Below are 24,384 nucleotides of genomic sequence, written 5' to 3' on the forward strand. Positions count from 1 at the left end.
TATAACTCTTTACCATGCTGTTCAAAAAACACTCACGAAAGATCAACACGCCCTAATAAAAACAAGCCGAGGTTAGGATGAAAAAAATATTATTGCTGCTTAGTGTGATTCTATTGGGTGGTTGCGTGGGCATGCCTGAAACAGTAAAGCCCGTTCAACAGTTTGAATTGGATCGATACTTAGGAAAATGGTACGAAGTGGCTCGTTTAGACCACTCGTTTGAGCGTGGCTTAGACAACATCAGTGCCGAATACAGTCTGCGTGATGATGGTGGCGTTAAGGTAATTAACCGCGGCTATTCGGCTGAAGATGGCGAATGGAACGAGGCGGAAGGTAAGGCGTACTTTGTCGAAGGCAGCGATCAGGGTTATCTAAAAGTGTCGTTCTTTGGCCCCTTCTACGGAGCTTATGTGGTGTTTGAGTTGGACAAAGAGAATTACCAATACGCGTTTGTTTCGGGCCCAGATACTGATTACTTGTGGTTACTTTCAAGAACACCAGAGGTTGCGCCAGAAGTGATGGAGAAGTTCAAAGCAATGTCTAAAGAGCGTGGCTTCAATACCGACGAGCTGATCGTTGTGGAACATACCCAATAAACGAATCGCTGTTATTTGTGTGAGTCGTTGATAAGGCACAGAAGATGAATATCTCTGTGCCTTTTTCATTTTTATTTAACGATAGAGCTCAACCTAGCGAGGCTGGTTGCCGTTCAAGAATAGCGCGACACATTCGCGAGTGTAGTGAAGCCTTTCTTCTTCTGACTCGCCGCTATTGTGGCCGAAGAACGACCAATACGCCGACTTACCATGAAACATCAGCAACAGTTGACGTGCCGCTATGATTGGCGAGCTTGTAGAAGAGAGCGTTAAGTCGCCAGACTCTATCTTTGTCTGCAAGTAATCAGCGAGTAACTTAGTGGTCTTCTGTGGCCCTGTTTCTAAATAAATAGAGGCAATTTCTGGGTGCGTGTTGGATTGACTCACCGCGTTCTGAAAGGTTTGTCGAGACTGTTCATCAAGTAACAAATCCTGAAACTTCACACCAAATTTCACCAACTCATCACCCACCGCCGCATTCATATCAAAGGCAGCAGGGCTAAGTTCGCGCTCTGCACACTTGGTTTGCATGCAGGTTTCGAAAAGTTCGTCTTTATTTTTAAAGTGAGAGTAGACCGTTTGCTTGGAAACGTTCGCCGCTTTCGCTATCTGATCCATATTGATCTTGAAGCCATGCTCAGAGAAAAGCTGGCTTGCTGCGGTTAAGATCTGCGATCTCTTCTGTTCACTCTTGATGATTTTAGTCACGTGCTGTTTCTCATTGCTTGGTACTTGGTGTTGCTCAGTTCAATGCATTTCGTTCTGCGTTAAGCATTATGCTTTTTGTGATGGTTTTATCAATCATTAACGATGAAACTTATTTTTAACATAATCAAACTAGACAGTCTAGTTTGGTTTGGTTAGTCTGAAAAAAGAATAGGATTGAGTACCGCATAGGAACAGGAAGTATGTATAAATTGATGAAAGGAAGTGCGGTGGCGTTGTCTCTATCGGCTTTTCTTGTTGGATGTGGTGAAAATACACAAGCCGAGACAGCATCCGATGCAGATAATGCTGCAGCGGAATCGAATAGTGCAGCGTCGACAGTCTTAACGGTAGAAACTGTCGCTTTGGAAAGCTCTCCATCGTATGCAGTGCTGCGTGAATATGTTGGTGTGGTTAAGGCAGGTCAGCAAGCTAATTTAGGTTTCGAGCTGGCAGGTAAAGTGAATGAGATTCTGGTTGATGTCGGTGACACAGTAACCGAAGGTCAACCCCTTATTCGATTAGACACTCAACTGTTACAGACTGAATCGAGCCAGCTAAAAGCGCAAGCAGAAGAAGTGAAAGCTCAACTGAGCCTTGTTGCGGCGAACCTAAAACGTCAACGTTCATTGAAAGCGAAAGGCTTCAGTGCCGAAGCGGAGATTGATTCACTAACCAGTGAGCAACGTGTGTTACAGGCTAACTTACTGCGCATTGACGCCTCGGTAAAAGGTAACGACCTAAAATTGGTTAAATCGACGATTCTTGCGCCGTATTCGGGCACCATCGCAACGCGTTTTGTATCGCTCGGCGATGTGGTCAATGTCGGCAATCCAACTCTTACATTGCTGGCATCGGAAGGCAAAGAAGCCTTCATCGGTATTCCTGCTCACCAAATGCAAAAAGTCACCTCACTTTCTTCCCCTAACATTCGAGTTGGACGTACAGATTATGCCGTGGAGCTGTTGAATCCGGGAGCCATGGTCGACACGCAATCCCGCAGTGTCGGCTTACGTTATCTTTTCCCCGAACAAGCGTCTGTTTTAGAAGGTCAACTTGCGTACCTTAAATTTGATGAACAGATTGATGAGCAAGGTTACTGGGTGCCATTAACGGGTTTGATTGATGGCTTGCGCGGTGTGTGGAATATCTTTGTGATTGGCGATGGCAACAAGGTTGAACGTAGAAGTGTTCAAGTGTTGTTTGCTAACAATCAACAAGCGTACGTGAGTGGTGCGATTGAAGATGGTGAGCAGGTTATTGCGAGTGGTTTACATCGCTTGGTTCCGGGCCAAACCGTGAAGCCAGTAAGCACTGCTGCTGAATAGGGAATAGTATGAAAATCATAGAGACTATTTCCAATACTCGACTGCTCATCTTGATGACGGCGCTACTGATGGTGAGTGGTATTTCTGCGTTCATGACACTGCCTCGTGCAGAAGATCCAGTAATCATCAACCGTTACGCGAATATCACAACCAGTTTCCCCGGAGCCAGTGCCGAGCGTGTTGAAACCTTGGTGACTGAGGTAATCGAGAATAAGTTGCGTGAGCTGAGTGAAGTTAAACTCGTGAGCTCAACCTCTAGGCCGAGCGTGTCGATTGTCACGCTAGAGCTTAATGACACCATCACTGAGCCCGAACCCGTCTGGTCGCAAGCGCGTGACAAGCTATCTGATATCGAATCCACTTTACCTGCGGGTGCGCATTCTCCCGATCTCGACAGTGACCATACCTATGCTTTCACGACCATCGCATCTCTGACTTGGTCTGGCGCAGGTGAGCCTGACCGTTTAACTCTCGGGCGTTATGCCAAAGAGCTCGCCAAGCGGTTACGAACGTTGTCGGGTACCGAATTCGTTGATGAATACGGTATGCCGCAAGAAGAGATTCAAATCAGTTTACGTACGGCCGCTGCCGCTGCATTAGGGCGTTCAAGTGCCAATATCGCCGAATCGTTAGAAGGGGCAGATGCTAAGAACTCGGCGGGTGAACTGGTCAGTGCGTATTCACGTTTTGGTTTAGAGATTGAATCAGAACTTGATTCCATTGAACGCATCAAGCAAGTCCCAATTGCCACCGACAGCAATGGCCACATCATCCGTATGGAAGATATTGCTTCTGTGAAACGTGGTGAAAAAAAACCACAAGACCAAATTGCCATTATTGATGGTGAGCCGGGAGTCATTGTCGCGGCAAGAATGCACCCTGATCTGCGTGTTGATAACTGGACGTCTCGAGCCAACGCGCTGATTAGCAAGTTTGAGCAAGAGTTACCAAGTAACGTTAAGGTGACTGTACTATTTAATCAGCAAGGTTATACCGAGACTCGCTTAGACGATTTAGGCAAGAGCTTGATGATCGGTTTCGGTCTGATTTTGATTGTTCTATTTGTCACTTTAGGTGTGCGTGCCGCGATCTTAGTGGCAATTTCTCTGCCGTTAACCTCATTGTTGACCCTGTCGATCATGAAAATGACCGGTGTACCGATTAACCAAATGTCGGTGACAGGCCTAATTGTAGCACTGGGGATCATGGTCGATAACGCGGTGGTGATGGTCGATACTATTCAGGCATATCGCTTGAAAGGGCAACACAGAGCGGAAGCGACCATGAATGCGTTGAAGCACTTGTGGGTGCCGTTATTAGGCTCAACCTTAACTACCGTGTTGGCGTTTGCCCCGATTATTTTGATGCCGGGTGCATCGGGTGAGTTTGTCGGTGGTATTGCGATTACTGTGTCTTTCTCACTGATCGGTTCTTACATTATTTCACATACCCTAATTGCGGGCTTGGCGACTAAGTTACTGCCGAAACAGCTCAGTGATGTTGATAAGAAAGGTCAGCACCATTGGTACATGACCGGTTTGAGAATTCCGGCTTTGACGCGTTGGTTCTCGTCTTCTGTCCGTTTTGGTGTGACGCATCCAATCATCACGATTGCTCTGGTGTTGTTGGTACCGTTTACTGGTTATTGGAGTATGTCTCAGCTGACTGAGCAATTCTTCCCACCATCAGATCGAGACATGTTTGAGATTCAGGTGTACATGCCGCCGCAAGCGAGCATTTATGCGACCAAGAATACCTCTGAAAAAATCGACGATATCATTCATCGTTATCCTGAAGTAGAACGTATCGATTGGCTGGTGGGCGCAAACTTCCCATCTTTCTATTACAACTTGCAGGCAAGGCAAAATAATGCGCCTTACTTCTCGCAAGCCATGGTGAAAACAGAGAACTTTGACCAAGCCAATGCGCTGATTCCTGAGTTGCAAAAGGTGTTAGATAACGAGGTGCCGGAAGCACAAATCTTGGTGCGAAAGCTTAATCAAGGGCCTCCATTTACTGCGCCAGTTGAGCTGCGTGTTTATGGTGAAAACCTCGATACGTTAAAAGCGATTGGTGAAGATGTACGCTTGATTCTGGCAGGTGTGCCTCATGTGACTCATACGCGAGAAACATTGCAGCCAGGTACGCCTAAGGTGTGGTTGAAGGTCGATGAAGACACCGCGAAACTTAACGGCATCTCACTCAATCAGTTTGCTGGCATGCTGCAAACTACGCTTACAGGCCGTGAAAGTGGCTCTGTGATTGAGGGCAGTGAATCGGTGCCAATCCGTGTTCGTGTTGCGGATGATGCGCGTGAAAACTTGGCGCACTTAAGCAATATTCGTTTGCCAATCAGTTCTGATGTCTACTCAACGGGCATCAATGTGTCGACTTTGGCTGAACTTGAACTGACTACCAGTCGTGGTGCGATTACTCGTCGTAACGGGCAGCGTGTCAATACCATTGAGGGTTACATTGAAGCGGGTGTCTTGCCTCAAACCGTGCTTAATGAGTTCCAAAAACGATTGGAAAGCTATGAGATGCCATCGGGTTATACGATTGGTTTTGGTGGTGAATCGGCTGAGCGTGACAATTCAGTCAACAGCCTTATCTCGAATGTCGCTGTCGTGGTGGTATTGATGGTTTTGGTGGTGGTGATGTCGTTTAACTCGTTCCGAATGAGTAGCATCATCTTCATGGTAGCAGGACTGGCTGGTGGGCTAGGGCTGTTGTCGGTATGGATCTTCGGTTATCCGTTTGGTTTTACGGTGATCATCGCCATGCTTGGGATTGCGGGCTTAGCGATTAACGCTGCCATCGTGATTCTGACGGAATTGAAACTCGATAAGCAAGCCTCATCAGGCAATGTGGATGCGGTCGTTGAGGCAGTGATGTCGTGTACTCGTCATATCAGCTCGACCACGATTACAACCGTTGGCGGCTTTATGCCGTTGATTATTGCTGGTGGCGGTTTCTGGCCTCCGTTCGCGGTCGCGATTGTTGGCGGAACGGTATTAACCACGCTTATTTCTTTCTACTTTGTGCCTGTGGTTTATCACTTAATGACTAAAAATCAGCGTAAGAAAGTCGTCACAGCAACAGCATAACCCCTTTTTAATGAGTATTACTCCTCTCCTTTGAGGGGAGCAATACTCACTGAAATACATCAAAATACTCATCAAATCGGCTTTTTAGATCGATCTTTTCCATTGTTTTTCGGTACCTCACTGGCATTATTATCAATGAAAAGTAGTGTGTTATTCGAATATCTAATGGGTTGCTGTCTGAAGTGATGTCTTTTCTAAATACCTTTAAAATCGTATGTGAATTCATAAATTTGACATGTATCACACTTTACTTAATTCGCTCTTTCTAATGTAATCAATCATTGTTGCTTCTACTGCGTGTTTACTTTTCTCTCTCCCGTTTCGCTTTAATCCTTTTCCGCACATGGCTCAACTCGTGTGGCACGTATATGATGTGCGTCTGAATTGCATCAATTTCCCACATCTTACTTTCATAACTGGAAGGTTATTTTCCAAGTTTGTTTGGTGAGCTTTCAATTTCAACTCCTCATAATGCGCCAAATGTAACAATGTATTTCAAAGTGTAACAATTAAGTCATATTTTTTGTGTGGTTTTAACCGTGCGGCAATGTTTCGGCTACGCTGTGCTGTCGTTTTAATTCGGCAGTTTTAACTGTACTGAGAAGGGTTTAATTCAGTTTCGCTTTGAGATGCGTCGTTTCACATGCTCAACACATAAATATTCTAATGACCATGACAACCAGTACTCGGGCGTTCGTTCTGAGGCTGGATAACCATCGAGAAAGTTAATGGAAGCTTCAAGATATAAACGCATTTTATCGAGAGCAAATCTGTCGAGGATTGGTTTGGTGGGAACCGTCCTGATGCTCGAAGGATGTAACTCAGCATTGCTCGACCCAAAAGGTAGCGTTGGCGTTCAGGAAAAGGAGCTGATTATTACTGCTCTGTTGCTGATGCTGATTGTCGTCATCCCCGTGATTCTGATGACCATCTACTTTGCTTATAGATACCGTGAAAGCAACACCACAGAAGAGTATGCACCTGACTGGGCGCACTCAACCAAGATTGAAATAGTGGTATGGACGATTCCAATCATCATTATTGCGATTCTGGCTACCATCACTTGGCGAACAACACACGAACTGGAGCCTTCCAAGCCTCTGGAGAGTGACGTTAAGCCTATGGTGATCGAAGTGGTCTCTCTGGACTGGAAATGGCTGTTCATCTATCCGGAGCAAAACATTGCGACGGTTAACTATGTTGCGTTCCCGAAAGATGTACCGGTGACGTTTAAGCTGACTTCAGACAACATCATGAACGCGTTCTTTATCCCGCGTCTTGGTTCGCAGATTTATGCGATGCCGGGAATGGTGACCAAGCTGAACTTGATTGCTAACCATGAAGGCGACTTCAAAGGTTTTGCATCGAACTACAGTGGTAAAGGGTTCTCTCAAATGAAATTCACCGCATCAGCAATGCCTGACCAAGTGGCGTTTCTAAACTGGGTGGAAAAAGTGAAGGCTAGCCCAGACCGTATTGAAGATTGGGAGCATTTCCGTTCATTGGCTGCGCCAAGTGTTGCTGAACCTGTGACTTTTTTCTCCAGTATCCCACCATTTTTATTCACTGATGTCGTGACCCAGCACCCTGGTTCAATGAACTGTTTGCCGGAAACCCAAGGATAATCGTCATGTTTGGAAGATTAACTCTAGACTCAATTCCCTACCACGAACCCATTATTGTAGTCACTTTAACCATGATTGCTTTGGTGGGTGCTTTAGTGGTGTTCGCGGTAACTAAAGCAGGTAAGTGGCAATACCTTTGGAATGAATGGTTTACGTCTGTAGACCACAAAAAACTGGGCTTCATGTACATTGCGGTTGCGATGGTGATGTTAGTTCGTGGCTTTGCTGATGCGGTAATGATGCGTAGTCAGCAATTGCTTTCTGCAGCCGGTGAGACGGGCTATTTACCGCCACATCACTACGATCAGATCTTCACTGCTCACGGCGTGATCATGATTTTCTTCGTAGCGATGCCATTGGTTATCGGTTTGATGAACATTATCGTGCCGCTGCAAATTGGTGCTCGTGATGTTGCATTCCCTTACTTGAATAACTTAAGCTTCTGGCTGTTTGTGGTGGGTATCATTCTAACCAACATGTCACTGGGTTTAGGTGAGTTTGGCCGTACGGGTTGGTTAGCGTATCCACCGCTTTCCGGCATTGAGGCAAGCCCGGGAGTAGGTGTCGATTATTGGATATGGGCACTGCAAATATCCGGTGTGGGTACCACACTAACTGGTGTGAACTTCTTTGCGACCATTTTGCGCATGCGTACTCCGTCTATGCCAATGATGAAGATGCCAGTGTTCACATGGGCATCTCTGTGTGCCAACATCCTGATCATCATCTCTTTCCCGATCCTAACTGTGACCATTGCGTTACTGACTTTGGATAGATACATCGGCACGCACTTCTTCACCAATGACCTTGGTGGCAACGTGATGATGTATGTGAACCTGATTTGGGCATGGGGACACCCTGAGGTGTACATCCTAATCTTGCCTATTTTCGGTGTGTTCTCTGAAGTTACTGCGACTTTCTCACGTAAAAAACTGTTTGGTTATACCTCACTGGTATGGGCGACGGTGGCTATCACTATTTTAGCGTTTGTGGTTTGGCTGCATCACTTCTTCACCATGGGTTCAGGCGCCAATGTAAATGCCTTCTTCGGCATTGCAACTATGATTATCTCTATCCCGACCGGGGTTAAGATCTTCAACTGGTTGTTCACCATGTACAAAGGTCGTATCCGCTTTACTACACCTATGTTATGGACGGTCGGTTTCCTTATCACCTTTACGGTGGGTGGTATGACAGGCGTATTGATGGCAGTTCCGGGCGCAGACTTTATTCTGCATAACTCGGTATTCCTGATTGCTCACTTCCACAACGTAATTATCGGTGGCGTAGTGTTCGGTTGTTTCGCTGCTATTGGTTACTGGTTCCCGAAAGCGACGGGTTTCACTCTGAACGAACTTTGGGGAAAACGCGCATTCTACTGCTGGATAATCGGTTTCTTGATGGCGTTCTTGCCGCTTTATGCTCTGGGCTTTATGGGCATGACGCGTCGTTTGAGCCAAGACATCAATCCTGAATTCTTCCCTCTACTGGCGGTTGCGGCTGCAGGTACGGGCGTGATTGCGATGGGTGTTGTTTGTCAGTTCGTTCAGATTTACGTGAGTGTTCGTGACCGCGACCAAAACCGAGATCTAACCGGTGACCCGTGGGGCGGACGCACATTCGAATGGGCAACGTCTTCACCACCGCCGTTCTACAACTTTGCAAAATTGCCTAAGGGCGATGAGATCGATTCGTTCTGGTATCAAAAGCAAAGTGGTGAGTTTGATCCAACTCAGGAAGAAGAATACGAACGTATTCACATGCCTAAGAATACACCGACAGGCATTTATGTGTCTGCATGGGCGTTGGCATTTGGTTTCGCAATGATTTGGTACATCTGGTGGCTAGCGGCGGCAAGCTTAGTGGGCATCGTGGTGACGTGTATTCAACACAGCTACAACGACGATGTGGACTACTACGTGGAAGTTGAAGAGATCAAAGCGATTGAAGCGGCTCGACGTGCACAGCTTGAAGAAGCTAAGAGACAGTCAGTGAAGGGCGACAACTCTGGTCGTGGTAACAGCGCTGACGGTGACAGTGATAACAACAATAAAGATGATTTGGAGACGACGTATGCAAGCTAATACTCCGTCACACACTTATGATCTTGCACACTCGCATGATCATCACCACGAAGCTGCGGGTAACAAGTTGTTTGGCTTCTGGGTTTACTTGATGAGTGACTGTGTCCTGTTTGCCACACTTTTCGCGACTTATGCCGTGCTTGAGAGTGGTTCAATCGCAGGGCCTACAGGCAAAGACATCTTTGAACTGCCCTTCGTGTTTGTCGAAACCATGATGCTGCTGTTCAGTAGTATCACCTTTGGCTTTGGCATGATTGCAATGAAGCGCAAAGACGTTACGGGACTGAAGCGATGGATCAAAGTTACTTTCGTATTGGGCTTAGCTTTTATCTGTATGGAAGTGTATGAGTTCCATCACTTGATTGCAGAAGGTTATGGTCCTCAAGAGAGTGCGTTCCTTTCTGCGTTCTTTACCTTGGTTGGCACACACGGGTTACACGTAACGTTTGGTCTGATTTGGATGGCAGTGGCGTATCACCAGCTTTCAACCAAAGGCTTGAACGACAACATGTCGATGCGTTTCCAGTGTTTAAGCTTGTTCTGGCATTTCCTTGATATCGTTTGGATTTGTGTATTTACCATTGTGTACTTAATGGGGGTGATGTAATGGAACAGCATCTAGACAGCGGTGCAACGGATTATGTGAAAGGCTTTATTGCGTCACTAATTCTGACCATTATTCCGTTCTACATCGTGTGGTCACATGCGCTACCAAGCACGGAAACTTACGTGATCTTGTTCGGTTGTGCGCTGGTGCAAATCTTTGTGCACTTTAAGTACTTCTTGCATATGGAAGCGAAATCTTCCGATGGGCGTTGGAACTTGGTGTCACTGATGTTTACCGCCATCGTTGTATTGATTCTTATCGCTGGCTCGGTATGGATCATCTACAACATGAACGTCAACATGAAGTTGTAGGCTAGGGTATGCTGAAAAGATATCTGTCTATTACCAAACCGGGCATCATTTTCGGCAACCTGATTTCTGTTGCGGCGGGGTTCTTCCTCGCCGCAAAAACAGAACCAGCCAGTGCGATGTTGTTACTGACAACATTAGCGGGTGTGGGACTTGTGATTGCATCAGGTTGTGTGGTCAACAACATCTTTGACCGAGATATCGACCAGACAATGAAACGAACCCAGAACCGTGAATTGGTTCAGGGCAACATCAACACAGACGTCGCATTTATCTATGCGTTAGTCATGTTGTTGGCAGGCACGGCGTTGCTGTTTCAATTCGTTAATCCGATGTCTGCAGTGGTGGTGTTGCTTGGTTATGTGTTCTACGTTTTTTTCTACACCATGTGGTACAAGCGTAATTCAGTTTACGGCACCTTAGTGGGCAGTATTTCTGGCGCGGTTCCACCATTGGTTGGCTACCTTGGCGTGACGAACTACCTGAGCTTAGAAGCCGTTCTGCTGTTCATTATGTTCTGCTTATGGCAAATGCCACACTCGTATGCGATTGCGATGTTCCGCATTCAAGACTACCGAGATGCAGGCATTCCCGTTTTACCGGTTAAAGAGGGTGTGGATAAGGCCCACAAACATATGAAAGCGTATGTGGTCGCTTTTGGCGCGGTTGCTCTGGGGTTATTTTTACTCGGAGAGGCGGGTTATGAATACCTAGCAGTGTCGGCAGCCGTTTGCTTTATGTGGACCAAAGTGACGTTCCGTAAGGTCGACTGCCTCAACTACATTCAGTGGTCAAAGACCGTCTTCAAGGTCTCTCTGCTGGTGGTAATGAGCATTAGTGGTGTGCTGGGGTTGGAGTTGATTCCGCTGCCTACGCTTTTTTGATTTAAGTTTGTCGTTGAACCCTCAATGTACTGAAGTCCGAGGGTTTGACGACCTTTTATCTGTTCCGCTTTAAGCTATTACCCTTCAAAAATATCACCAAGCCAATCTTCAAGCTGTTCTCGTTTATCTTGTGGGCCGTTGATGATCACTAAGCCGTTTAGTGTCGCGTGATCCCAGGAGATGGTGCCAGTTGCTAGCGCATCGAACACATCTAATTCAGTAATTAACAGTAGATCTTCTTCAGTAGGCAAAGTGTCTCTGCCTGACACATCGACGCCCTTCTCAAGTTTCACTTGGCTGTAATGACCTTTAATTGCTTCGAATAAGTTGAACTCTATTTTGCTTGGGGGGGGCTTCGCAAGCGCAGCCTTGATGGCAAAGAGTCGAAAGTGATCCGGTTTATTGAGGTTGTTGAATTCATTGTCTTGTCTGGCTGTGATGACGTTGCCAAACACCTCTAGTGAACCGGGCTCTGTCACTAAACTAAACCCGGTATCTTGGTGAAGGCCACAGGCAAACGTGAGTGAAGAGGTGAGTGAAAGAATCAAAGTAAATCGTTTTAACATAATGGTTATCGAGACCTATAACAGGGTTAAGAAGCTGACGGCAGCAGCCGAACCTGACGATAAAAAAAGGGACCACAAAGGGTCCCTGTATTTGTTTGTCGTCCATGTGAAGCGGTCAGCGTATTGGTTGATAGTGTGTTAGTGATTGTTTACTAACACGCTATCATCGAAGAGCTATCGCCGAAGAGCGACCGTTCAAACTCGCTATTAGCGAACGATGAGCATGATCTCTTCTGGAGTCATTGCCTTATCGAAGTAGCTCATGAATTGACCGAAGCCTTTGATGTCGCCATTCGAGAACTTGAATGCACCAGACTGTAGGTTAGTACCAATCACTTGTTGAGCGTTTGGACCTGCAATCAAGATTTGGTTCAATACTGCACGAGTGGTGTCGATTTGAACGTCTGCGCCTTTCACTGCTTCTTCGTGTAACTGAGCAATACCGTTGCGAATTTCGATAGTGAATGCTTCGTTCGTATCAGAGAAGTTGTACGTTAGCATCATGTTCACGTCTAACGAGTTTTCTGCGATAAGCGTTGAAGTCATCATGTCGAAGATCTGCTTGCTTGGTAGTGCAGTAAGAACGTCAACAGAAGCGAAGCTGATCATGTTAGAGAAGTCACGTTTGTTCTCTAGTTCAGCCGCCGCGTTGAGCGCCCAGTTACGCCAGTTGATGTTCACTTGGTCTGCAGCCCATGCTTTGTAAGCTTGTGCTTTCATTTCGCGAGCTTCCATATCTTGCTTGTTTACCGTGATCGGGTAAGAAAGAATTTCTGCTGCAAATGTGTAATTTTCTGCCTTAATTGCTGCTTGTGCAGTCGTAAGGATGTTGTCACGACCGCCCATGACCTCTACGAAGGCTTTAGCGCGTTGCTCGTAAGCCATTGGCTCTAGCTGCCATGGGTCACCTTCGAAGAAACCGTTGTAACCTACGTAAATCTGACGCACGGCGTGTGCAACAGTGCCGTAGTGCTCACCTAACCACGGGTGTTCTGCAAGGTGCTTCGGAAGTTTAACGACTTCAACTAGCTCATCTGGCGTCATACCTTTGTTCATGTAACGGATAGTTTGGTCATGCGTGTATTGAATCGCATCACGGTAAGCCGTTAATACGTCAGATACCGCTTCTTTGCCTTCAACAGGACGACCGTGAGAGTTAATCATGATCTCAGTATCAAACTTACCCATTACGTCGATGCCTTTGAACCACATTGATGGGTCACGGAATTTAGTACCACGGATTGTGTGAAGGTTAGGGAAGTTCTCTCCTTGAAGTACTTCTGCTGCGTGCAGGATTTTCTGCTCTGGGAAGTAAACCACTAACTCATCTTTAGTTTCAGATGGCACGTTCTCGATGTGCATTTTCACGCCAGCAATTTCGATTTCGATGTGGCTTTGGCTTGGTACAAGCAGGTTTGGTTCAATGAACGAGATAGCACCTTGCATGAAGCGTGGACCAAGGCCATCGTTTACTGTGCCGTGCTCGCCTTCTTCTACGTGCTTAGCGCCTGTGTAAGAAGTACGGTGACCAAATAGAGTACCTAGGTTTGAAGACCAGTTAGCCACTGCCGCGGTTAGGCCTTCTTCTGCGATGATTTTCACTTCACCTGATGCCACTTCTTCATCCGTTACCCATGCACGCACACCTGAGATGTGGTCGATGTGGTTGTGAGAGTAGATGATGGCTTTAACTGGCTTGTCTGTGATTTGACGAAACTGCTCTTTAACCGATTGAGCCATTTCTACCGACTCGCCTGGATCAACAATGATGATGCCGTCCGTACCTTCAATCATGACGGGTGTATCTAGACCGAAACCGTAACCAAGATATACGTTGTCATCTACTTTGATGATTGCTTGGTCCATTTTACGACCATGCTTGGTGAGGATTGGGTGAACATGGTCAGACTCAGCAATGTAAGCTAGAGAATCGCCTGTTTTAGAAACAACTTGAATACGTTCGCCTTTTCCCCAGAACATGTTTGATTTGTGTTCGAATAGAACCTCGCTCTTGTAGCGAGCATCAAGATCAATGTTTTGGTATTGCGCAGCATTTGCCGTCTGAAGTTCTTGGCCGACTTTCGATGTCGCTTCTACAGTTGGCGTTGCAGATGCAAAACCAGAAGCAAGTAGAGTGCTCGCAATAGCAACAGGAAGCGCCATTTTTTTGAATGTATTAGTCATGGTAGTGACCTTATATTTGGATACAGGAATTGGATTTCTTGAGCCAAATGATAGAGGTGGGGGAGGTCGCTATCTACGCGCTAATAATATTTCAATCTATCGTTTTTTCGATGATTTGTTTGATAAACGATTGTATTGGCGATTGATTTTGATCTAAATCAATTAGTAAATGAGCTTGCAACAGATACAAAAATGCCCTGAAATTCAGGGCATTTGTTTTACAATTAGTCGCTAGTTCATGAGTGGCTGTGATACGAGTGAATAACAGCCAAATCATTGAATATTTAATTGCTTATCAAGAGCTAATCGTTTACCAAGCACCTAAGTATGACTTGTAAGATTGTAGGCGAACCGTTGCTGCACCGATTACATCGATGAAGCCCCAGAACGGATGTGGCTTCTCAGCTGAGATCCAAGCTGCGCCAGCTGAACCAATTGGGATATTGAAACCTTCTGGTTCGATGATCTCAAGTACGATGGTACGACCTAAACCGTTACCGTTTCTTACCACGTGTTGACCGACGCTTTGTGGCCCCTGAAGTGGAGAAATACTTGACTCCCCCGTACCTGCATTAAAGCTGTGTACTTTTGCTCGGAACACATGCCCTGGGTAGGCATCAACGAAGAACTCTGCGAAGTCTCCTACTTGAACATAGCCGTAAGTTTGGTCTGAAATACGCATCTCAAGGAATTTTTTGCTGGTGTTGTAGAGGTGCATGTTACCCATGACAGAACCTTCAGCAATATTCACTATCGATACCTGACCATCAAATTCAGCTCTAATGGTTTTCTTCTCTTGCGCCCAATTTACTTTTTGTAGATCGGCTTTTAACGACACAAGTTGAGCGTGCAGCACTCGAAGGTCTGAGTCGTACTTTTCTACGTCACGCATATTGAAGATTTCAGGTGACGTTTCAGCGCGCTCTAAGTCGCGAGTCATTTGCTTGATTTCTTCTTCTTTCTGAACAATTGAAGATTCGATCTTTGCTTTGTCTGCGGCAGAATCGATGTCGACGAGTGTGTAAATTACGTCGCCTTCTTTAACCATTTGGTTGTGCTCAACAAGCACTTTGTCGATCTGCTGACCAAAGATAGGTGACATTACCGCGTGTGGTGCTTTCACTGTGGTTGAGTTGGTTAAATCAACCGGTGCCCATAAGCGAGAGATAACCGCTAATACGGCAAGGATTGTTACGCCGCCAATGGCAGCCCACGTGTAGTTTTTGAAGTTCTTCTTCAGTGCACCTGTCGCAAACAGTGACCATACAATTAGGATGTATGGAATCATCATCTCTTTCATTATGCGACCTCTTTTTCTGTAGGGGATGGTTTTGCTGGAACCTGATTTGTTTGAGACGGCTCTGTTAACGATTGTTCAGGTGATACGTGGACAGCGGCTGTCGCTGCATTAGTCGCATCTTGTTTAGGCTGAACACCACGGCGAATAACATCACTCAGTGATTGACCAATATGTTTCCAGTTCGCCAATGCGATGACCAAGGCGATAACCCAGAATGTTTTGCTGATGAACAGTCCACAAAGTGACAGTGCAAACACGATTTGTACGTGAGCGCTTTTGTGCTCTTTTGCTTTATGCACACCCAGTTCATGCAACTGCCACATGCCGTAAACACCGGCTAATACCACAGCAATTGTCACCGAGAACAAGTAACCAGAGAAGGACTTCATCTGGAAGAAGTTCATCATCATTTCATTGGGATGGTTGTTGAATTGAGACATGTCGATGTCTTTAGAATGGATAGTGCCTAACGGTGCAAGAGCCCATGCGCCAGCAAACATTACCGCCATAAACAGGCAGAATTTAATCAAGACCATCACAACGGCCCAGATCTTCTGGAAAACGATTTTTATAAAGTTCATATCTCAACCTACATCAATAAGAAGAGAGAATTTGTAGCCTAGAAGTCACCTTAAATGACATCTTAAAAAGTAGATGTCTATTATGTGGGTAGATTGGTGCTCATAATAAACAAAAGTAACAGATGATATTTAAAGTGATATTGCTCAGTCTAGACAACCGATTCTCGGTATCAAGAAGCGAATATGCTCCTCTACAAATCAATCTTTATTATTTGTCAGCAGACGTAAATTAGATGGCTATGAGGCGTTCGAATTAATATTCGTGCTTCTTTCAGCGACTGTCTTTATTACGTGTATTACCTCGGCAATCGAGGGGCTATTCCATGACAATTGACATACCAAAGTAAAACATTTGTCAGCATTCTGTTTTGGCTAATAATTGATTTGTTAGCAGGATAATAGGAAGAGTTTTGACCAGTATCTACCTAGAATTACGATTTGATAATATCGTAATTACGATTAGTAGTTATAACTCTAAATCGGTAGGTCGATTTATTTGGAAAGGCTCATATACAGATAGAAAACATTGTTCATTAACTTGGTTTGGATCATAGAAGTCGGTGAAAAGTGCTAAAAAGACTGGCCTAAAATATTAAATAAATTAGACCAACCTGTAGGGGGATTTTAATCGATTATTTGAACGGGTTTAATGTAACAGGAGCAATAAAGAATTTCAGGTTCCAATCTGGTGCATATGGCACATACTCAGCTGGATTGGTTGTATTAACATTTGCGTCTGGTTTCATTACGTAATATTGAAGTTCTACACCCCAACGAACTGGCATTGGCCCAACCTTAAACATATCGATATAGCCTAATCCGACAGGTACAGTAAATTGGTCGGAACCGTCTTTTGTCCAATCAATTTGAATATTAGGTGTCATACCAATTAACGCGGTGTTGCTGACACGATAGTTTAAGAAATACTGGATGTCCGCTTGATTGGTTGACTCAGTAACGCTGTCACTGCCGCCCACGTCCCACCATTGCTGAGCTAAGAAACCAACGTTCCAGCTTTCAATACTGGTTGGATTACCTGTTTCTTTACCAAGGCGAGCGACCATTGCTGCAGGGCCGACTTGCCACTTATCTTGCGTTAAACCATCAGTACCTGTTGGCATGATCATCGTTGGACCAACACCCCAAATCCACCCATCATCACGGTTAGGGGCTGCCATTGATAGAAAGACAGTGTCTCCCATACCGTTTGTACGTCCTTCAAAGAAATCACCGTTTTCACGATCGCCTGGTGAACTGTAGTGGTTGGCAACCAAACGGTTCACCAAGTTCCATTCACCATCCATGATAGGTACAGGCATTACTGGTTGAAAGCTGAAGCGGTTTTGCATCTCATGGTGACCATCTTCTTTTTCTAGAAAAGTATAATCATTTTGAGTAATTAGCATCCATACATCTGATACTGGGTTTGCTGATTTTTTTGCCGCTTCTTGTACTGATAATTTTTCTTGTGCACTTGCTGTTGTTGAAAGTAATGCTGCTGCAGTAATGGCAACAGAAAGGAAACTCTTTTTAATTTTAAGCATATCTATACTCTTAGTCATAACTTGTTTGGCATTCACTTCATCTTCACAGTCATGAAGTGTTTATTCGTTGGCGGGAAATATAGAAGATGTGAATAATATGAATCTACGTAATATTTCGTTTTTTAATCATCGCAAATACGATAGCTAATGATCTTTATTCATTAGTAGTGAGTTTTATAAAAATAAAGGGCTGCTTTTTGAACTAATGTGCTGGTCGTTCTTTAGGAAAATAGCGAGCGGAGAAAGCGTTCCTCCAAACCTCTTCATTAGGCTGAATAAGGGCTGAAGCCTAAAACGCTCGAAAATTAATAGGTTTAGTTGAAAGAACAGTGTTTTGCTAAATGCACAATTTTCAGCCTGCGCTGTGAAAAAGACAAAGAGCTTTACTAAGTAGCTGAAAGCGACTGTGAAACAGTGTCACGAAAAATGAGACAATAAGCCCTTGTTTGTTGGGTTTATTAGGTTGATAATCAATGCAAATCAAAACGGCGATAAATGACTTGTCGATTGAGAGCAGAAAGAAAATTAATTGAAATGCTTAGCCCAAATAAAAAAGCTTAGCGCGCAGGGCACTAAGCTTAATATTTAGTTAAAAATTTCAGGTAAGTAATATAGATTTAGCCAGATGACTAAATTTAATTCTTATTTGAGTTAGTGTTGTTCAAGGCTGAATGTTACTTGAAGCGATAGTTCACTTGTAAGCCAAAGTAGTGTGCATAACTCTTGTATTGACCGTTAAGGTTACCTAGCGAAGGTGCAAGGTCGAGCGTGTAATCAATGTTTGGTGTACCTAAGTCGATGTAATCGTAGTAACCACGCACTTGCCAGCTGTCGTTTACTTGATAGGTCGCACCGACTCCATAGCGCCAAATGTCGCTTACCGGGAGGTCCATGTATACCTTTGTCGGATCATCTTGCGGTGAGGTTTCGTAACTCACTCCGGTTTCTAATCGCCATTGTTCATTAAGTTGGTAGTGTGTACCGATCGCGAAATTCCATACATCATCAAAATCACGTTGAACGATTTCAATTGGTGCATTGTTCAGGTCTAGCGTTAGGTCTGTCCAAGTTGATAAGTCATACCAAGTCACACTCCAAAGCATGTCCCACTGCGGATTAACGGCATGAACACCACTTGCTTGAACGTGTTGTGGCATGATGAAATCTAATCCAACATCCATGTTGACGATATTGCCTTTGAATCCTGGTTGCGTTGTTTTTACATCGCCTTCACCGTAGTGCGCGATTTCAGAGCGATAAATCAAACCGATACGATGTGCTTCGTTGAATTTGTAAAAGGCACTGAGTGTATAATCTACGTTAAAATCGTCGGCATTGGCCTCAAGCTTGCCCTCTCCAATCGTTGGGAGAACTCCCGGAAAGACATCGAGTTCACCATTTGCTGAGAAGTATTCCAGATTGATGGCAGCACCAACAGCAAACTTGTCAGTTACTTTGTACGATATTGCTGGTGCAATTTGTACGGTAATAAACTCCACGTTTTCTAATAGATTACCACCGTGGAAATTGTCACCATAATCAACGCCGGAACCACCCTGTGATGCAACTGAAAGGCCTGCGTGGAATTGATCGTTGATTGGTGTGACAAAGTAGAAACTACCTGTTGGGGTTGTTGTCCCGCCATCTGCGTTCTCCCCATTTGAAAATGCGGGGCCTGTTGAACCTTGATCAGAGTAATCAAATGTCGTATCTAAAATAGAAGCATTTACTGTAACGTTGGTTTCTTTTAGTTGAGACATGCCGGCCGGATTCGTCCAAGCTGTTAACGCACTCTCTGCTAGAGCTGCGGTACCAGCTCCTGCAGTACTTGCGTTCAATGAACCTAATTCAGGAAGCAATGGGCCAGCCGCCATTGCATGAGTTGAAAGCGTTGACACTACAATGGCAAGTGCGTGTTTTTTCATGGAATAGAACCTATTTTGGGAGCAGTTTTTAGGGCGCTGATAGTAGTCTCACAAATTGGGTCGAAAAATAGCGAATTAACATTTCATAGTATCGTATTTACGATAGGATAAGATTTGTAGATACACGAGAGTACTATCCAGAATAAAGGCATGATCTATGAGCAACGACATCCCCAACTTTAATCTACTTGCCGTGTTTTCTGCGGTGATGGAGCAGGGCAGTTTAAGTAAAGCTGCGGATCAACTCAGTACCAATCAATCGACCATCAGTACCGCGTTAGCTCGCCTAAAAAAAGAGATTGGCCAAGAGCTTTTTGTTCGTAAAGGAAGAGGCGTTGCGCCTACGTCTTATGCGCAAAGCTTGTATGAGCAGATTAAAGCGCCAATCAATGAACTCAATGGCGTGTTTCAATCGATGGCTAATTTTGATGAGCAATCCTCTGAGCGTAAGTTTGTGATCTCTGCGCCTGAGCACTTACAGTGGGTACTGCTCAATAGTTTCGCGGAGCTTCCTAATCAAAACTTGTCGCTGGAAGTCTTTGATCAACCAGACAGTGATGAGCGCATTTATGAAGATCTTTTGACTCAAGAGTTCGATGCGATGATCGATATTGTGGTGCCTGAACACCCAAGTATCGCCAGTGAAACACTTTATGAAGGCGAGTTTGTGATCGTGTGCCGAGCTGATCATCCGCGAATCCAAGGTGAACTCAGCGAAGCTCAGTTCCTAAGTGAAAAGCATGCTGTATTAGACAGAACACGACGCAAAGTTCGCAGTTTAAATCACTACACTGCTTTGGATCTGTCCCAGCGTAAAATCGTGTTCCATGGACGCTCGCTGTTCAGTAATATCTTGCTGTGTAGCCAATCCGACTACATCACTGTGGTGCCTTTATCTATGGCCGTGCAGTTCCAAGAAAAGTTAAGTTTGCAGCTGTTCAAGCCACCCTTTGAATATCAGCCGATGTCTCACTACCTGATTTGGTTGAAGAAGCAGAACAGCGACCCCGCTCATAAATGGTTCAGAGAACAAGTCATTAGTACATCAGATTCAATGTCGAAGGCGCTTAAAGATAGGCGGTTGCGATTTTAATTGAGAGTCTAAATCTAAGGGGAGCATTGGCTTCCCTTTTTTGTGTCGCTTAGTTGGTACTAGACAATATATTAATAACAAAAAATTATTAAAATGAGAATATTTAATAATTTCACTGATTTGTGTGTGTTCAGTAATATACCTAGCAACAGAGAAGTAGGTGGCCTCAAGGTCAACCCAAACGAACATTACTTAGCTTCTGAACGAGGCTGAGGCTGAGATTAAAGTATCAAGGGCGAAATATGAAATTCCTACACACAATGATCCGAGTTACTGATTTAGACAAGTCTATCGAGTTCTACACCAAGGTATTGGGAATGAAGGAACTTGAACGCCATGAAAACAAAGACTACCGCTACACATTGGTTTTTGTTGGCTACGAGCAAGGCGGCACGACTATCGAGCTAACGTACAACTGGGATACTAACGAGTACGAGATGGGCAGCGCGTTTGGTCATCTGGCATTGGGTGTAGAAGATATTTACGCAGCATGCGACAAGATCAAATCGCTAGGTGGTAACGTCACTCGCGAAGCGGGTCCAGTGAAAGGCGGCTCAACTCATATCGCTTTTATTACTGACCCAGACGGCTACCAAATCGAACTGATTCAACTAGGTTAATCGAGGATATAACAATGACAAACGCACTATTTCAACCAATTCAACTTGGTAATATCGAGCTTAAAAACCGTATTGTTATGCCACCGATGACGCGTTCTCGCGCAACTCAACCTGGTAATTCAGCAAACGACATGATGGCGGCTTACTACGCTCAACGCGCTTCTGCAGGTTTGATTATTGCGGAAGGCACACAAATTTCACCTATGGGCCAAGGCTATGCTTGGACTCCGGGTATCTATTCTGATGAGCAGATCGCTGGTTGGAAAAAAGTAACTGATGCCGTACATGAAAAAGAGGGCGTTATCTTCGCTCAACTTTGGCATGTAGGCCGTGTAACACACCCAGACAACATTGGTGGTGAACAACCAATTTCGTCTTCTGCACTTAAAGCAGAAAGCGTAAAAGTATTCATCGATAACGGCACTGATGAACCAGGTTTTGTTGATGTGGTTGAACCTCGTGAGATGACGAAAGAAGACATCAAAGATGTGGTTGAACAGTATCGCCAAGCGGCTTTGAATGCGGTTGAAGCGGGCTTTGATGGTATCGAACTTCACGCAGCGAATGGTTACTTAATCAACCAATTCATCGATTCTGAAGCAAACAACCGCACTGACGAATACGGTGGTTCAATTGAAAACCGTTTACGTTTCCTAGGTGAAGTGGTTGAAGCTATGGTTGAAGCGATTGGTGCTGACCGTGTTGGTGTACGCCTTGCTCCGTTCACATCGTTGAATGGTACGGTTGACGCTACACCAGTAGAGACTTACACAGCTGCTGCAGCACTACTTAACCTATACAAAATTGTTTACCTGCACATTGCAGAAGTTGATTGGGACGATGCACCTGAAACGCCAAAAGCATTTAAAGCGGCAGTTCGTGAAGCTTACGATGGTGTCCTTATTTATGCGGGTAAATACGATAGCGAGCGTGGCGAAAAGGCCGTTGCTGAAGGCGTAACTGATATGGTTGGCTTTGGTCGTCCATTTGTTGCGAACCCAGATTTACCAGCTCGTATTCAAAATGGTTACCCACTTGCAGCGCACGATCCAAACACATTGTTCGGTGGTGCTGAAAAAGGTTTAACAGATTACCCGGAATACGCAGGCTAAAAACAGCTGCCTGAAGCAGAGTATTGAGATAGTATCTCGATCCTGTTGAATGTTTATAAAAAGCAACCTTGCAGAGTCGGGTTGCTTTTTTTGTTATTGGACTAAGTAAAATGATGAACGTGAAAGCGATGCGCGGAGAGCTTTACCTTCTATTTGCCACCCTGCTAGCTGGGGTTGGATGGATTGCATCTAAGCTGGTGGTATTAGAAATGCCTGGGCCAGTGTTCATTGGTGTGCGATTCCTCGTCGCGAGTCTTATTCTTCTGCCATTTTGTATTCACCATATTCGTAAGCTTTCGCTTAAGCAGATTCTGTCTCTTTGCGGCGTGGGTTTGTTGTTGTCTGCCTCATTGCAGGTATGGGTGTTTGCGGTTTCAGTGACGGAAAGCTTGTCGGAAGGGGCATTCATCATGAGCTTAGCCATGATCATTGCACCGTTTGTGTCTTGGATTTTGTTTCGAGTTAAGCCTAATCGTGCGTTTTGGATGTCTTTCCCTATCGCGGTTATCGGCATGCTATTGCTGACTCTGGGCAACGGCTGGCATGTTGAGCAGAGTCAGATTTACTTCTTACTAGCATCGATGTTGTTGTCCGTTCACTTTGTGATGAACAAGCGTGTGATTACCAATATCAAGCCTATCGCATCAATCTGTGTGCAACTGTTTGTGGTGGGTGTGACTGGTTTAGCCTTTGCTTCTATGACTGCTCAGCCGGAGTTCGAAATCACCAAAACCTTAGTCTTCTGGTTTATTGTCTCTGCGGTGATCGCAACGTCTATTCGTTACTTGCTGCAAACGGTCGGTCAGCACTCCGTGAACATGGAAGTGGCGGCATTGATCATGATTCTTGAGCCAGTGTGGACGCTGCTGTTAAGTGTGAGTGTGCTTGGTGAAAGTGTTGAGATGCAGAAGCTGCTCGGTGGGGCGGTGATCATTGCTTCACTGTTTTGCTATATCAAATGGTCGAGACGAAAATAAAACACTCGGCGCAAGGCCGAGTGTGGGTTGTTTTTCAATACACGTTCAGAGTGTAATAATTTCTAAGCACTAAGCTAGGTAAGCAGTGAACGCGGTAAGATCAGATTGCCGCGACTACTTTCTGAAGTAGCTTGAGCATTTGTTGCTGTTCTTCAGCATCTAACTCGTTCATCAACTCTTTGTTTAAACGAACTGGGATAGGAACGAGTTGTTCTTCAAGTGCTTTGCCTTTTTCCGTTAAGTAAATTCGGAAAGAACGTCGACTGTTTGGATCGGCTCTGCGTTCGACCAGTTCAAGCTTTTCTAACTTGTCTAATGTGCGTGTCGTTGTTGAATTCTCGACTTTGGATTTCGCAGCAATATCACGCTGAGTCACACCTTCTTCTTCCCAAAGACACATCATAGTTGGCCATAGAGCAATGCTTAAGCCATGTTCTTTCAATTCCGTGTCGAAATCTTTGGTCGACTTATTGGCGATCACATTGATCATCCAACCAAAGCTTTTTTGTCTATCAAACTCTTCTGGCATCTTTCGCTACCTAATTTTACTGTGATATTACAACTATTGTCATCGTAACTAATACCGATGCAATTAGCACCAACAACGCTTTCCTATTTGATGAAAAAGCCAATTGACTGCTATTCCTGAAATAATCCGTTGACACTGAATGGTTTTGTTTGCCTGTGATCATGGCAAGAACCAGCGGTTTTGAACGCAGTTTGTAGATGATAATAGCCACCAAGTGCAGTACGACAAAGACCACTAACATGCGAGCGGCAATGCCATGCACCGCACATAACACATCGAATGCGGCATCAGTAATCACGAGTTCCGAGCCTGGAATCGCATCAAAGAAACCAGCAATCACAAGCCCTGTCATACATTGGATAAACAGAGTCGTGATCATTCCTATCACCATCCAGGCACCCAACGGATTATGTCCCGGTTTTGGGCGAGCCTTTCCACGTAAGTAATTCCAAGCCGATTTCGGGGAGCTAATGAATTGAGAGAAACGACTGGTATCACTGCCGACGATTCCCCAAACCAAGCGCCATAAAATCAGACTGAACAGCGCGAGGCCTAAGTAAACATGGGGACCTTGTCCGTTAAATCCTGATGCAGCAAGACCAATAAAGAGTGCGGCTTGAATCCAGTGATAAAGTCGAGTTGGTAGATCCCAGATTTTCATAATGCTTTTCCTGTTTGCGAATTTGCTTGGTGGGAATAATTTACACAA

Annotated in this window: 21 protein-coding genes; 12 read left to right on the top strand and 9 right to left on the bottom strand. The window is 45.0% G+C overall.

Annotated elements, in window-relative coordinates:
* Positions 1-77 precede the first annotated feature (77 nt).
* On the top strand, positions 78-596 hold the full coding sequence (locus ACED45_RS01270; protein ID WP_371713173.1) for a lipocalin family protein: 519 nt from the start codon (positions 78-80) through the stop codon (positions 594-596).
* A 93-nt stretch (positions 597-689) separates the two neighbouring features.
* Here ACED45_RS01270 and ACED45_RS01275 read toward each other — a convergent pair whose 3' ends face one another.
* Positions 690-1,304 (bottom strand): TetR/AcrR family transcriptional regulator, encoded by a 615-nt coding sequence (locus ACED45_RS01275; RefSeq protein WP_371713174.1) that lies wholly within the window; start codon positions 1,302-1,304, stop codon positions 690-692.
* Positions 1,305-1,504: 200 nt separating this feature from the next.
* Here ACED45_RS01275 and ACED45_RS01280 point away from each other — a divergent pair, with 200 nt between their 5' ends.
* The 7 genes from ACED45_RS01280 to cyoE all read left to right on the top strand — a co-directional run bounded on the left by ACED45_RS01280 (position 1,505) and on the right by cyoE (position 11,244).
* On the top strand, positions 1,505-2,629 hold the full coding sequence (locus ACED45_RS01280; RefSeq protein WP_371713175.1) for an efflux RND transporter periplasmic adaptor subunit: 1,125 nt from the start codon (positions 1,505-1,507) through the stop codon (positions 2,627-2,629).
* Positions 2,630-2,637: 8 nt separating this feature from the next.
* The gene (locus tag ACED45_RS01285; protein ID WP_371713176.1) at positions 2,638-5,736 is read left to right on the top strand and encodes an efflux RND transporter permease subunit; all 3,099 of its coding nucleotides are present in this window, start codon (positions 2,638-2,640) and stop codon (positions 5,734-5,736) included.
* Positions 5,737-6,464: 728 nt separating this feature from the next.
* A complete protein-coding gene (gene cyoA / locus ACED45_RS01290; RefSeq protein WP_371713177.1) occupies positions 6,465-7,361 on the top strand; it encodes a ubiquinol oxidase subunit II in 897 nt (298 codons plus the stop codon).
* 5 nt (positions 7,362-7,366) lie between these two features.
* Positions 7,367-9,445, top strand: coding sequence for a cytochrome o ubiquinol oxidase subunit I (gene cyoB, locus ACED45_RS01295; protein WP_048669033.1), 2,079 nt, complete (start codon positions 7,367-7,369; stop codon positions 9,443-9,445).
* Positions 9,435-10,052 (top strand): cytochrome o ubiquinol oxidase subunit III, encoded by a 618-nt coding sequence (gene cyoC / locus ACED45_RS01300; RefSeq protein WP_010439790.1) that lies wholly within the window; start codon positions 9,435-9,437, stop codon positions 10,050-10,052. Before cyoB ends, cyoC begins: the two co-directional genes overlap by 11 nt.
* Entirely contained in the window at positions 10,052-10,363 is a 312-nt protein-coding gene (gene cyoD / locus ACED45_RS01305) for a cytochrome o ubiquinol oxidase subunit IV (RefSeq protein ID WP_010439794.1), read from the top strand. The genes cyoC and cyoD overlap by 1 nt, the downstream gene beginning before the upstream one ends.
* Before the next feature lie 8 nt (positions 10,364-10,371).
* Entirely contained in the window at positions 10,372-11,244 is an 873-nt protein-coding gene (gene cyoE, locus ACED45_RS01310) for a heme o synthase (RefSeq protein WP_371713178.1), read from the top strand.
* A 77-nt stretch (positions 11,245-11,321) separates the two neighbouring features.
* Here the strand turns inward: cyoE and ACED45_RS01315 are convergent, their stop codons facing one another.
* From ACED45_RS01315 to ACED45_RS01340, 6 genes are all read right to left on the bottom strand, one after another.
* On the bottom strand, positions 11,322-11,810 hold the full coding sequence (locus tag ACED45_RS01315) for a hypothetical protein (RefSeq protein ID WP_371713179.1): 489 nt from the start codon (positions 11,808-11,810) through the stop codon (positions 11,322-11,324).
* A gap of 207 nt (positions 11,811-12,017) precedes the next feature.
* A complete protein-coding gene (locus ACED45_RS01320) occupies positions 12,018-13,994 on the bottom strand; it encodes an alkyl sulfatase dimerization domain-containing protein (RefSeq protein ID WP_371713180.1) in 1,977 nt (658 codons plus the stop codon).
* 310 nt (positions 13,995-14,304) lie between these two features.
* Positions 14,305-15,294, bottom strand: coding sequence for an efflux RND transporter periplasmic adaptor subunit (locus tag ACED45_RS01325; protein ID WP_017107610.1), 990 nt, complete (start codon positions 15,292-15,294; stop codon positions 14,305-14,307).
* The gene (locus tag ACED45_RS01330) at positions 15,294-15,875 is read right to left on the bottom strand and encodes a magnesium transporter (RefSeq protein WP_371713181.1); all 582 of its coding nucleotides are present in this window, start codon (positions 15,873-15,875) and stop codon (positions 15,294-15,296) included. The genes ACED45_RS01325 and ACED45_RS01330 overlap by 1 nt, the downstream gene beginning before the upstream one ends.
* Positions 15,876-16,507: 632 nt before the next feature.
* The gene (locus tag ACED45_RS01335; RefSeq protein ID WP_122975736.1) at positions 16,508-17,419 is read right to left on the bottom strand and encodes a hypothetical protein; all 912 of its coding nucleotides are present in this window, start codon (positions 17,417-17,419) and stop codon (positions 16,508-16,510) included.
* A 674-nt stretch (positions 17,420-18,093) separates the two neighbouring features.
* The gene (locus tag ACED45_RS01340) at positions 18,094-19,344 is read right to left on the bottom strand and encodes an OmpP1/FadL family transporter (protein ID WP_371713182.1); all 1,251 of its coding nucleotides are present in this window, start codon (positions 19,342-19,344) and stop codon (positions 18,094-18,096) included.
* Between the two features lie 157 nt (positions 19,345-19,501).
* On the opposite strand from ACED45_RS01340, the gene ACED45_RS01345 reads away from it, so the two are divergent.
* The 4 genes from ACED45_RS01345 (at position 19,502) to ACED45_RS01360 (ending at position 23,146) form a co-directional block, all read left to right on the top strand.
* Positions 19,502-20,437, top strand: a complete 936-nt coding sequence (locus ACED45_RS01345) for a LysR family transcriptional regulator (protein WP_371713183.1) — start codon at positions 19,502-19,504, stop codon at positions 20,435-20,437.
* Between the two features lie 242 nt (positions 20,438-20,679).
* Complete coding sequence (gene gloA, locus ACED45_RS01350) at positions 20,680-21,057, top strand: lactoylglutathione lyase (protein ID WP_017084654.1); 378 nt, start codon at positions 20,680-20,682, stop codon at positions 21,055-21,057.
* A 14-nt stretch (positions 21,058-21,071) separates the two neighbouring features.
* A complete protein-coding gene (locus tag ACED45_RS01355) occupies positions 21,072-22,169 on the top strand; it encodes an alkene reductase (protein WP_371713184.1) in 1,098 nt (365 codons plus the stop codon).
* A gap of 110 nt (positions 22,170-22,279) precedes the next feature.
* Positions 22,280-23,146 (top strand): DMT family transporter, encoded by an 867-nt coding sequence (locus ACED45_RS01360; RefSeq protein ID WP_371713185.1) that lies wholly within the window; start codon positions 22,280-22,282, stop codon positions 23,144-23,146.
* A gap of 100 nt (positions 23,147-23,246) precedes the next feature.
* Here the strand turns inward: ACED45_RS01360 and ACED45_RS01365 are convergent, their stop codons facing one another.
* Both ACED45_RS01365 and ACED45_RS01370 read right to left on the bottom strand, forming a co-directional pair.
* A complete protein-coding gene (locus ACED45_RS01365) occupies positions 23,247-23,675 on the bottom strand; it encodes a MarR family winged helix-turn-helix transcriptional regulator (RefSeq protein WP_050622032.1) in 429 nt (142 codons plus the stop codon).
* A gap of 16 nt (positions 23,676-23,691) precedes the next feature.
* Positions 23,692-24,336, bottom strand: coding sequence for a cytochrome b/b6 domain-containing protein (locus tag ACED45_RS01370; RefSeq protein ID WP_371713186.1), 645 nt, complete (start codon positions 24,334-24,336; stop codon positions 23,692-23,694).
* Positions 24,337-24,384: the final 48 nt, after the last annotated feature.

It is taken from the genome of Vibrio crassostreae, assembly GCF_041439375.1.
Taxonomy (GTDB): domain Bacteria; phylum Pseudomonadota; class Gammaproteobacteria; order Enterobacterales; family Vibrionaceae; genus Vibrio; species Vibrio crassostreae_D.

What these genes read in the sequence shown, in the direction of transcription:
- ACED45_RS01270 (WP_371713173.1), top strand. Translation starts at nt 78, where the DNA reads ATGAAAAAAATATTATTGCTGCTTAGTGTGATTCTATTGGGTGGTTGC.
- ACED45_RS01280 (WP_371713175.1), top strand. Translation starts at nt 1,505, where the DNA reads ATGTATAAATTGATGAAAGGAAGTGCGGTGGCGTTGTCTCTATCGGCT.
- ACED45_RS01285 (WP_371713176.1), top strand. Translation starts at nt 2,638, where the DNA reads ATGAAAATCATAGAGACTATTTCCAATACTCGACTGCTCATCTTGATG.
- cyoA (WP_371713177.1), top strand. Translation starts at nt 6,465, where the DNA reads ATGGAAGCTTCAAGATATAAACGCATTTTATCGAGAGCAAATCTGTCG.
- cyoB (WP_048669033.1), top strand. Translation starts at nt 7,367, where the DNA reads ATGTTTGGAAGATTAACTCTAGACTCAATTCCCTACCACGAACCCATT.
- cyoC (WP_010439790.1), top strand. Translation starts at nt 9,435, where the DNA reads ATGCAAGCTAATACTCCGTCACACACTTATGATCTTGCACACTCGCAT.
- cyoD (WP_010439794.1), top strand. Translation starts at nt 10,052, where the DNA reads ATGGAACAGCATCTAGACAGCGGTGCAACGGATTATGTGAAAGGCTTT.
- cyoE (WP_371713178.1), top strand. Translation starts at nt 10,372, where the DNA reads ATGCTGAAAAGATATCTGTCTATTACCAAACCGGGCATCATTTTCGGC.
- ACED45_RS01315 (WP_371713179.1), bottom strand. Translation starts at nt 11,810, where the DNA reads ATGTTAAAACGATTTACTTTGATTCTTTCACTCACCTCTTCACTCACG.
- ACED45_RS01320 (WP_371713180.1), bottom strand. Translation starts at nt 13,994, where the DNA reads ATGACTAATACATTCAAAAAAATGGCGCTTCCTGTTGCTATTGCGAGC.
- ACED45_RS01325 (WP_017107610.1), bottom strand. Translation starts at nt 15,294, where the DNA reads ATGAAAGAGATGATGATTCCATACATCCTAATTGTATGGTCACTGTTT.
- ACED45_RS01330 (WP_371713181.1), bottom strand. Translation starts at nt 15,875, where the DNA reads ATGAACTTTATAAAAATCGTTTTCCAGAAGATCTGGGCCGTTGTGATG.
- ACED45_RS01335 (WP_122975736.1), bottom strand. Translation starts at nt 17,419, where the DNA reads ATGCTTAAAATTAAAAAGAGTTTCCTTTCTGTTGCCATTACTGCAGCA.
- ACED45_RS01340 (WP_371713182.1), bottom strand. Translation starts at nt 19,344, where the DNA reads ATGAAAAAACACGCACTTGCCATTGTAGTGTCAACGCTTTCAACTCAT.
- ACED45_RS01345 (WP_371713183.1), top strand. Translation starts at nt 19,502, where the DNA reads ATGAGCAACGACATCCCCAACTTTAATCTACTTGCCGTGTTTTCTGCG.
- gloA (WP_017084654.1), top strand. Translation starts at nt 20,680, where the DNA reads ATGAAATTCCTACACACAATGATCCGAGTTACTGATTTAGACAAGTCT.
- ACED45_RS01355 (WP_371713184.1), top strand. Translation starts at nt 21,072, where the DNA reads ATGACAAACGCACTATTTCAACCAATTCAACTTGGTAATATCGAGCTT.
- ACED45_RS01360 (WP_371713185.1), top strand. Translation starts at nt 22,280, where the DNA reads ATGATGAACGTGAAAGCGATGCGCGGAGAGCTTTACCTTCTATTTGCC.
- ACED45_RS01365 (WP_050622032.1), bottom strand. Translation starts at nt 23,675, where the DNA reads ATGCCAGAAGAGTTTGATAGACAAAAAAGCTTTGGTTGGATGATCAAT.
- ACED45_RS01370 (WP_371713186.1), bottom strand. Translation starts at nt 24,336, where the DNA reads ATGAAAATCTGGGATCTACCAACTCGACTTTATCACTGGATTCAAGCC.